This is a genomic window from Halogeometricum sp. CBA1124, assembly GCF_009741955.1.
In the GTDB taxonomy this organism is placed as follows: domain Archaea; phylum Halobacteriota; class Halobacteria; order Halobacteriales; family Haloferacaceae; genus Halogeometricum; species Halogeometricum rufum.
Window position 1 is genome coordinate 1 of sequence record NZ_WPCD01000173.1, and the last position, 7,919, is coordinate 7,919.

A 7,919-nucleotide genomic window follows, 5' to 3' on the forward strand; every position below is an offset into this window, starting at 1 on the left:
CGTAGGGGTCCATGTCTTGACCGAGTGCCGTAGGGGTCCATGTCTTCGACCGAGTGCGCTCACGGGCACCGGTGCCTGCTGCGCGGACGGGCGCACCGAGACGTTGTTGATGGGGAACGCGAGCACCTGTACTCCGTCGCCTGCGGCCGTATCGACGCCGACCGTGCCGGCCTGCGTCGCGACTGGTGCGAGACCGAGTGTGCCGACCAGACCGCCCGCGAGGACGATACCGGCCAGCAGGAGTTTGACTTCGATTCTATCGGCGATGTGGGCGTCTTCCACCATCACAGGTAGCCGTCGGACCGGTGCGACGATGGCGATAGACGCTCAGTATGCGGGGCGGCGGCCGAACGACCGACCCGGAGTATCTAGAGGCGCCCCGCCGTCGCCTCGTCCCGATAGTTCGCAACGGGTTCCACGGGAGAGGCGGTGCGACTGACAACTGTCGTTCACCGGGCGGACGCCCGGAGACGGACGGTGACCTCAGATGACTTCGACCAACGACGGACCCGAACCGACCGACTCGCACCGCACTGCCGACCGAACCGGCCTCCTCCACGCGGCGGAGGGCGTCGTCATCTACGACCGAGAGAACCCCTCGGGGTGGATCCAGTCAGCCGACGCCGTCTCGCTGGCGGACCGGTGCTGATACTTCGACGCACGTCCCCGACCTCCCGTGCGAACCTTAACATATGTTAACGAACATCACGATACTATGGACGACGTTCTCGACGGCATCGGCGGGGGGGTGATGGTCGTCGACGCCGACTGGCGCGTCACGAGAGCGAACGAGGCTGCGGCCGGACTGTTCGGTCGCGCAGACGCGAACCTGGTCGGTGCCGACGTCCGCGACGCGTTCCCGGAGTCGGTCGAATCGACCTTCGCGGGTCACTTCGGGGGCGCGGACGGGTCGCCGTCGGCCGTCGCCTTCGAGGACTACTTTCCGGCGCTCGAGACGTGGCTCGCCGTCCGGTCGGCCCCCGTCGACGACGGCATGGTCGTCTCCCTTCGCGACGTCACCGAACGGCGGCGGCTGGAGCGGACGCTGGCCGACCGTGAGGCCGAACTGGAGCGGCTCAATCGAATCAACGCAATCATCCAGGAGATAATCCGGGAACTGGTGGGGGCGACCACCCGCGAGGAGATAGAGGAGACGGTCTGTGAACGACTGGCGGCGAGCGACCTCTACGAGTTCACGTGGGTCGGCGAGCGCGAGGCGACGAGCGACCGGGTCGCCAGCCGAACCGCCGCCGGCGACTCCGACGGACTCCTCGAACTCGTCGACGACGACTCGCCCGACGCGCCCGAGACGCCCGAGCGCGCGGTCCTGCGCTCGGGGGAGACGCGCATCGTCCGCCGACTCGTCGAGGACGAGGCGGTGCCGGAGTCGGTCCGGCGCGTGGCGTTCGCCCGCGGGTTGCAGTCGGCCATCGCCGTCCCTCTCCGCTACGGAACCACGACGTACGGCGTCCTCGGCGTGTACGCGACTCGTCCGGACGCGTTCAGCGACCGTGAACGCGAGAGCTTGGAGACGCTCGGCGTCGCCACCGGGTTCGTCATCAACGCCGCCCGGCAGCGCAACCTCCTCCTGTCGGACACCGTCGTCGAACTGACGTTCCGCGTGACCGACGCGGCGGACGTTCTCGTCGCCGCGTCGGCGCGGTTCGACTGCTCGCTCTCGGTCGCCGGCGTCGTCCCCCTCGGCGAGGGAACGCTCCTCTGCTACGTCGCGGTTCGGGACGCCGACCCGCGAGCGGTCCTCGACGCCGCGGCGTCCCGAGACGGCGTCGAGGGCGGCCGCCTGGTCCACGAGACCGGCGACGACGAGGACGCGCAGGGGGGCTCTTCGAGGTGACGCTGACGGACGCGTCGCCGTTGCTGTCGCTGACGGAACTCGGCGCGACGGTCCGGACGGCGACGTTCGAGGACGGGGCCGGCCGACTGGTCGCCGAAGTCGCCCCGGACGAGACGTCAGAGCCGTCGTCGAGGCCGTGAGCGCGTCGTTCGCCGGGACCGAACTCCTCGCCAAGCGGGAGCGCCACCGGTCGGTCGAGACCGCACAGGAGTTCCGGAGTTCGCTCCACGAGCGCCTCACGGGCCGGCAGCGGACCGCCCTGCGCGTCGCCTACCACGGGGGCTACTTCCAGTCTCCCAGGGACAGCACGGCCGAGGAACTGGCCGACGGACTCGGTATCTCCTCGTCCACGCTGCACTACCACCTGCGTGCCGCGCAGTGGAAACTGGTCGACGCGTTCCTGCGGGGGGACGACTCGGAGCGACGCCGCGGCGAGACGGCCGAGTGGCACGGCGGGTCGGAGGCGCGATGACGGGCGCGGACGGGGACCGCTCGGACGACGACCGACCGACGACGACGCTGTTCGAGTCCCTCCCCGACCCGGTTCTCGCCTGCGAGCGAACGAGCGACCCGGACGGCGACGGGCGCGTCGTCCGCGACGTCATCCCGCCTTCGCGGCGGCGTTCGCCGTCGAGCGAGACGGCGTCGTCGGGACCCCGCTGGACGACGTGGCGTTGACCGGGGTCTCCGACGCGGGAGGGGACGACGCGCGCGGACGCGAGGTGTCGGACCCCCCGACCGCCGGTTCGCTTCTCGGCCGCGCCCGCGACGGCGACGCGCCCGTGGTTCCGTACCGACGCGAGGCCGGGGACGAGGCGCGGCGGTTCCGCGTCCGGTCGGTCTCGGACGAGTCGGTGCCCGGGCGCGGCTACCTCGTGTTCGACGACGTCACCGCGCTGGAACGGCGACGAGCGGAGGTCGCCGCGGCGCTCGCGGACCTCGAACGCGTCGCGAGCGTCGCGAGCCACGACATCCGGAACCCGCTGGAGGTGGCGAATATCCGGCTCGAAGCGGCGCGAGAGACGGGCGAAGACGTCCACTTCGAGAAGGTCGCGGGCGCGCTGGACCGCGTCGACGCCCTCGTCCGGGACGTACTCGCGGTCGGTGGAGAGGGCGTCGACCCGACCGATGCCGTCGCTCTTGGCGCCGTCGCCGCCGCCGCGTGGGACACCGTCGAGACGGGTGACGCCGTCCTCGTCGTCGACGAGGAGTTGCCCACGGTCCGCGGCGACGCCGACCGCCTCCGACGACTGTTCGAGAACCTGTTTCGGAACTCCGTGGAACACGGTTCCACGAGCAGTCGGGCTTCGCCCGACGACACCGCCGAGCGCGACGACGGCGCCGTCACCGTGACCGTCGCGCCCGACGCCGACGGCTTCGTCGTCGCGGACGACGGTCCCGGCGTCCCGGCGAACGCGAACCTCGAACGCGTCTTCGAGGCGGGGTACTCGACGGGGTCGGAGAACAGCGGGCTCGGACTCTCCATCGTCAGGCGAATCGCCCGCGGACACGGCTGGCGCGTCACCGTCGCGGACGACGGCGACGGTGGTGCCCGATTCCGGTTCACCGGCGTCGAACGCCTTGCGGGCGACGACGCGGACGAGTCGGGGGTCGGCGACCCGTCGGACGGCGCGGGCGAGTAGTCCACGAGCGCCGTCGCGGCCGCGCGCGGTCCGCGGCGGTCGGTCACAGTCGTCGAACGCCGAGTCGTCGCAGGACCGCGCGAACGGCGCGGGCCGACGCGGGCGACGCGGTCGGAGCGAGGACGGCCCCGGCGACGGCGGCCGAGGCGGCCGCAACGAACCAGCGCGAGGCGCGTGCGACGGTCCCGCCGGGCGCTTCGGTGAGTAGCACGGCGATCCACCACGCGCACTCCCGCCCGAGGACGAGCGCCCCGAACCAGCACAGTTCGACGAGCGGACCGACGGCCGCGGTGAGCGTCGCGATGCCCGGCGCGTAGCGGTCGGCGAGTCGGTCCAGCGTCTCGTCGACGAGACTCTTCAGGACGCGGTTTATCCGCCGGTGGTCCGCGTACTTCCCACGACGGCGTCGCCGACGCCGACCTCGCAGAGCGCGAAGGCGAGGTCGAACGCGACGTGCGCGTTGACGCCGAGGGCGGCGTGCTGCAGCACGAACGTCCCGTCGCGCTCGGCGGCCCGGAAGGCGACCCGCCACGCCGTGGGCAACGCCGCTTCCCGGCCGGTCTCGAAGGCGAGCGCGGCGCGGCGGTAGTGGTTCGCGAACTCGACGAGGTAGTCGGCGACCCACTCGGGGTCCTCGAACGCGCCGCGGCCGACGGCGGCGGCGACTTCCTCTGTGACGCGCGCGTAGACGGTGAGAAACACCGCCCGCCCGTCGCCGCGGTCCCGGAAGTACCGCTCCAGTCCGCGCAGCCGGATACGAGCGTCTTCGACCGTCTCGTACGGCTCCGCGAGGAGCGATAGCGCCCCGGGGTCGGCCTCGCGGGGCGGGCGAGTCGCGTCGACGGCCCGACGGCGTCGCTCCGTCCGGGGTCGCGGTCGCGCCGCTCTCCCGACCCCGTCGCCGCCGGGAACGGGTGCGCCGACGACGGCGAAGAGACAGACCGCATCGGAGACCGACACCGCCGAGACCGACGCGAGACTGGCGACGCCGGCGAGAACGGCGAGCACGCCGGTGAGGCGCCGCGCCCGGAGCGGTCGGCTCCGCTCTCGTTCGTCCGCGCGGTCCGCCTCCGGTCGGAGCGTCGTTCGATTCTGGACATGGCGTCGTGCTCCCGCGGCGCACCGGTCGATCGGCGCGCCACGTCAGACGAACGGCTCCGAACGGGATTGGATGGGAGTTCCCGATACTCCGAGGCGACCGAGCGCACAGACTCTAGATACGACGAGAGAACGTCGACCGGCGCGGAGAACGGGAGGCCGGTCCGAGAGCTAGGGTCGCCGCCCGGTCAGTTTCGCGCGGCCGACGACTCGCTTTTGGCCGCTTCGAGGGCGTCGAGCACCGGTTCGACCTCGTCGAACCGCGGCCCCCGCGAGAGGGCGTCTCGCTCTCGGTCCCACTCGACGAGTCCGGCGGCTTCGAGTTTCGGGAAGTGGACGTGTCGGAGTTCGAGTTCCAGCACGTCCGGTTCGTCGCCGTCCGCCATGCTCGGCCTGACCGGCGGTGCCCGGTCGCCGGAGTCGGCGAGTGCCAGCAGAATTCGTCGCCTGTACTCGTGGTCGAGGACGCCGAGCAGTTCGTCCAATCGACCGTCTGCGTCGACGTCGTGGTCTATCGATGACATGGTAGTTCCCCTCACACCGCGTCTCGTCCGGGCCCCGCCCGCGAACGCGGACGGCTCCGGGTCCCCTCAAACGACGCGTGTGATGTGCACCCACGTATCGTTTGGACGCCCGGCCGATTACTCTGGAGCCGGTTTATTCCGGCAATTTAAATACCCCCGTCGCCTCCGGCGTCCTGACGAACGCTCGAAACCGATGTTACTCGCCGAACTCACGCTCCAACACCCGATTCTCCTGAAAACGCTCGGTCGGGTCCCCGACATCGAAGTCGTCTGGCAGGAGACGCACAGACACGAGGACAGACCGACGCAGATGCTCTGTTGGATACGGGCCGACGACTTCGACGCGGTGGCGAGTGCGATGGCCGACGACCCGTCGGTGCGGGACTCAACCGTCGTCGCCGCCCTCGACGGCCGCCGCCTGTTCCGCGTCGACTTCACGGACCGCACCGCCACCATCGACGTCGTCCCGCAGTTGGTCGCCGTCGGCGCCGTCGTCGACGAAGCCGTCGGGACCGCCGAGGGATGGTGGCTCCGGATACAGTTCCCCGACCGAGACGCCGTCGAGTCCGTCTACGAGTTCTGCCGAGACCACGACATCCCCGTCACCGTCGAGCGACTGTACGAGCAGACCGACTGGGAGATGCAGCACGCGCCGGCGCTGACCGACTCACAGCGAGAGCTACTGTGCCAGGCGCTCGCGTCGGGCTACCTCGAAATCCCGCGGCGGTGCTCGCTCGCGGAACTCGCCGCCGAACTCGGCATCTCCGAGAGCGCGGCGTCGGAGCGCTTCCGCCGCGGCGTGCGCGGCCTCCTCGAACAGACGTTGGGCACGTAGCCGGTCGGAGAAACTGGCCCGCGCGCGACGCCGCTCAGAACTCCTCTGCGGTGTCGACGCCGACGACCACGCCGGACGCCGCGTCGTCGCCGCGACGACGGTACCGTCCCCGCTCTCCTCCCGAACTACAGTTCGTCGCCGCCCTTCGGCTTCCAGGTGTTGCCCTCGAGGACGACCAGGTCGTACCGCTTGAGGACGTGGAGCAGTTCGACCACCGCCTCGGCGTCCAACTCGGCGGCCGTCTCCGTGGGGAGGTTGTTGGCGACGGCGCTTCGGGTCCCCTCGCCCATCCGTTCCAGCGTCTCGAGGACGACTTCGACGTCCTGCAGCAGCGGTTCGACGCCCTGTCGGCGTTCCTCGGTGGGACTCAACCGCGACAGCACGTCGTCGTACGTCCCCGTAATCTCCATCGAAACTGTCACGTCGTCGGCCGCTGGCTCCGTCTCGTCGCTCATGGTCGTGGTACGTGCACAAATCGAGTTAGATGTTCCTATATCTCGCACGGAGAGATTCGTCTCGGCGCGACGTGAGAACGAAACGAGGCGAGCGAGAACCGGTCGGCCGGATACGGTCTCAGCGGCCGTCCGCCTCGGTCAGTCGGAGGCGATACTCGAAGTACTCGTCCCCGTACCGAATCAGGTCGTGCGGCGGATACTCGTCCGCGCCGGCGTCCTTCGTCACGTTGCCGTCGACGTAGGCGCGTTCGTCCAGTCGCTTCAGCACCGAGACGAAGGCGTCGGGGAACGGGTGTTCGGCGCTGTAGCCGTCGCCGCTCTGCGCTCTGCGGAATACGTCCCGTTCGGCCGACGAGAGCGACGTGGGGTCGATTCGCGCGCCGACGAGGCGGCCGCGCAGGACCGTCTCCATCTCCGCTTCCGTCTCGGCGACCGGTTCCGCGACCGGTCGGTACACCGCCTCGTGAAACGTCTCGCGTTCGACTTCGACGCGCCAGATTCGGTCGCGGTGAGCGACGTACGCCGGCCCGTCGTCCGCGAGGAGTTCGCTCGACTCGACGGCCGACTCGTCGCGGTAGACGTAGCCGCCGCGCTGGACGAGTCCCCACGGGACGCCGCCGACGTCGCCGCGGGCGCGGGCCGCCATGTAGGCAATCTGTACCGCCCGTTCGTCCGACTGCGGGAGCGCAGCCTTGTCGACGTGTTCGGGCGCGCCGGACTCGTCCTCGCCGAGTCGCCCCTCGTCGTACAGTCGGAGCACCGGGCGGGTCACCGTCTCCTCGCCGACGACCACCTCGTCGAGGCGGTAGTACCGCCCCTCGTACTTCGCCCACTGGGGTTCGCTGCGCGGGAACGGCTCGACGTACTGCGTCGTGAACTCCGACCCGTTCACGGCCGCGGCGAGGGCGTCCTCGTCCCACGGCACGCGCGTCTCGTTCAGGTCGCGGACGTACCGGTCCCGCAGCGTCGCGGTTCGGTCGTACAGGTGGAAGTCGATGGTCGCGGTCGGTTCGCCGTTCCCACCGCTCCCGAGTCCGGTCGAGCACCCGGCGAGCGCGGAGAGTCCGGCCGCGCCGACGGCCGCGAGTGCGCGCCGCCGAGAGCATCGGTTGGAGGGCATCGTCGGCCCGTCACGCTACCGTGACTAATGTCTTCGGTGTCTCTGAGAAATCGCGGCGGGGGGCGGTGACCGATTCAGGCCGACTCGACCGACTCAGGCCGACTCGACGGCCTCGACCAACTCGTCGTAGTCGGGTTCGTTCTCGGGCGACCCCGCCTCCCACGCGTAGGTGACGGTGCCGTCGTCGTCGAGGACGTACACCGCGCGGTTGGCGACGCCGTACAGGCCCAGGTCCGCGACGTCTATCTCCAGCCCGTACGCCCGAATCGTCTCCCGGCTCATGTCGCTGACGAGGGGGAAGGTGAGGTCGTGTTCCTCGCGGAACGCGTTGAGCGTGAACGGCGAGTCCGCGCTGACGCCGTACACCGACGCGCCGGCGTCCTCGAACC

13 protein-coding genes and 1 pseudogene are annotated in these 7,919 nt (G+C 70.4%); 7 read left to right on the forward strand and 7 right to left on the reverse strand.

The window, feature by feature from the left end:
• Positions 1–285, reverse strand: a 285-nt coding sequence (locus tag GJ632_RS16790; RefSeq protein ID WP_191453552.1) for a hypothetical protein, incomplete at its 3' end; no start/stop codon positions are given.
• A 202-nt stretch (positions 286–487) separates the two neighbouring features.
• Here GJ632_RS16790 and GJ632_RS16795 point away from each other — a divergent pair.
• The 6 genes and pseudogenes from GJ632_RS16795 (at position 488) to GJ632_RS16810 (ending at position 3,498) form a co-directional block, all read left to right on the forward strand.
• Positions 488–649, forward strand: a complete 162-nt coding sequence (locus GJ632_RS16795; RefSeq protein ID WP_177232525.1) for a hypothetical protein — start codon at positions 488–490, stop codon at positions 647–649.
• A gap of 66 nt (positions 650–715) precedes the next feature.
• Entirely contained in the window at positions 716–1,855 is a 1,140-nt protein-coding gene (locus tag GJ632_RS16800; protein ID WP_197428046.1) for a bacterio-opsin activator domain-containing protein, read from the forward strand.
• Positions 1,852–2,012: pseudogene (locus tag GJ632_RS25510) on the forward strand (bacterio-opsin activator domain-containing protein); the annotation flags it as partial. The gene GJ632_RS16800 and the pseudogene GJ632_RS25510, both read left to right, overlap by 4 nt.
• Complete coding sequence (locus GJ632_RS24855; protein ID WP_197428048.1) at positions 1,992–2,327, forward strand: helix-turn-helix domain-containing protein; 336 nt, start codon at positions 1,992–1,994, stop codon at positions 2,325–2,327. The pseudogene GJ632_RS25510 and the gene GJ632_RS24855, both read left to right, overlap by 21 nt.
• Positions 2,324–2,533, forward strand: coding sequence for a hypothetical protein (locus GJ632_RS16805; protein ID WP_191453553.1), 210 nt, complete (start codon positions 2,324–2,326; stop codon positions 2,531–2,533). Before GJ632_RS24855 ends, GJ632_RS16805 begins: the two co-directional genes overlap by 4 nt.
• Entirely contained in the window at positions 2,524–3,498 is a 975-nt protein-coding gene (locus GJ632_RS16810) for a HAMP domain-containing sensor histidine kinase (RefSeq protein WP_191453554.1), read from the forward strand. The genes GJ632_RS16805 and GJ632_RS16810 overlap by 10 nt, the downstream gene beginning before the upstream one ends.
• A gap of 43 nt (positions 3,499–3,541) precedes the next feature.
• Here the strand turns inward: GJ632_RS16810 and GJ632_RS26040 are convergent, their stop codons facing one another.
• The 3 genes from GJ632_RS26040 to GJ632_RS22345 form a co-directional block, all read right to left on the reverse strand.
• Positions 3,542–3,925 (reverse strand): DUF5995 family protein, encoded by a 384-nt coding sequence (locus tag GJ632_RS26040; RefSeq protein ID WP_394351828.1) that lies wholly within the window; start codon positions 3,923–3,925, stop codon positions 3,542–3,544.
• On the reverse strand, positions 3,868–4,506 hold the full coding sequence (locus tag GJ632_RS25515; RefSeq protein ID WP_191453555.1) for a DUF5995 family protein: 639 nt from the start codon (positions 4,504–4,506) through the stop codon (positions 3,868–3,870). The genes GJ632_RS26040 and GJ632_RS25515 overlap by 58 nt, the downstream gene beginning before the upstream one ends.
• A gap of 278 nt (positions 4,507–4,784) precedes the next feature.
• Positions 4,785–5,120: a hypothetical protein gene (locus GJ632_RS22345; protein ID WP_197428049.1), complete on the reverse strand. Its 336-nt coding sequence runs from the start codon at positions 5,118–5,120 to the stop codon at positions 4,785–4,787.
• A gap of 193 nt (positions 5,121–5,313) precedes the next feature.
• Here GJ632_RS22345 and GJ632_RS16825 point away from each other — a divergent pair, with 193 nt between their 5' ends.
• A complete protein-coding gene (locus tag GJ632_RS16825; protein WP_197428050.1) occupies positions 5,314–5,955 on the forward strand; it encodes a helix-turn-helix domain-containing protein in 642 nt (213 codons plus the stop codon).
• 125 nt (positions 5,956–6,080) lie between these two features.
• Here GJ632_RS16825 and GJ632_RS16830 read toward each other — a convergent pair whose 3' ends face one another.
• The 3 genes from GJ632_RS16830 to GJ632_RS16840 all read right to left on the reverse strand — a co-directional run.
• Complete coding sequence (locus tag GJ632_RS16830) at positions 6,081–6,410, reverse strand: hypothetical protein (RefSeq protein WP_089804913.1); 330 nt, start codon at positions 6,408–6,410, stop codon at positions 6,081–6,083.
• A 118-nt stretch (positions 6,411–6,528) separates the two neighbouring features.
• Positions 6,529–7,530, reverse strand: a complete 1,002-nt coding sequence (locus GJ632_RS16835; protein ID WP_191453558.1) for a hypothetical protein — start codon at positions 7,528–7,530, stop codon at positions 6,529–6,531.
• Positions 7,531–7,623: 93 nt separating this feature from the next.
• On the reverse strand, positions 7,624–7,919 hold a 296-nt coding region (locus GJ632_RS16840), incomplete at its 5' end, for a redoxin domain-containing protein (protein WP_191453559.1).

What these genes read in the sequence shown, in the direction of transcription:
- GJ632_RS16825 (WP_197428050.1), top strand. Translation starts at nt 5,314, where the DNA reads ATGTTACTCGCCGAACTCACGCTCCAACACCCGATTCTCCTGAAAACG.
- GJ632_RS16795 (WP_177232525.1), top strand. Translation starts at nt 488, where the DNA reads ATGACTTCGACCAACGACGGACCCGAACCGACCGACTCGCACCGCACT.
- GJ632_RS22345 (WP_197428049.1), bottom strand. Translation starts at nt 5,120, where the DNA reads ATGTCATCGATAGACCACGACGTCGACGCAGACGGTCGATTGGACGAA.
- GJ632_RS16835 (WP_191453558.1), bottom strand. Translation starts at nt 7,530, where the DNA reads ATGCCCTCCAACCGATGCTCTCGGCGGCGCGCACTCGCGGCCGTCGGC.
- GJ632_RS16805 (WP_191453553.1), top strand. Translation starts at nt 2,324, where the DNA reads ATGACGGGCGCGGACGGGGACCGCTCGGACGACGACCGACCGACGACG.
- GJ632_RS16800 (WP_197428046.1), top strand. Translation starts at nt 716, where the DNA reads ATGGACGACGTTCTCGACGGCATCGGCGGGGGGGTGATGGTCGTCGAC.
- GJ632_RS16830 (WP_089804913.1), bottom strand. Translation starts at nt 6,410, where the DNA reads ATGAGCGACGAGACGGAGCCAGCGGCCGACGACGTGACAGTTTCGATG.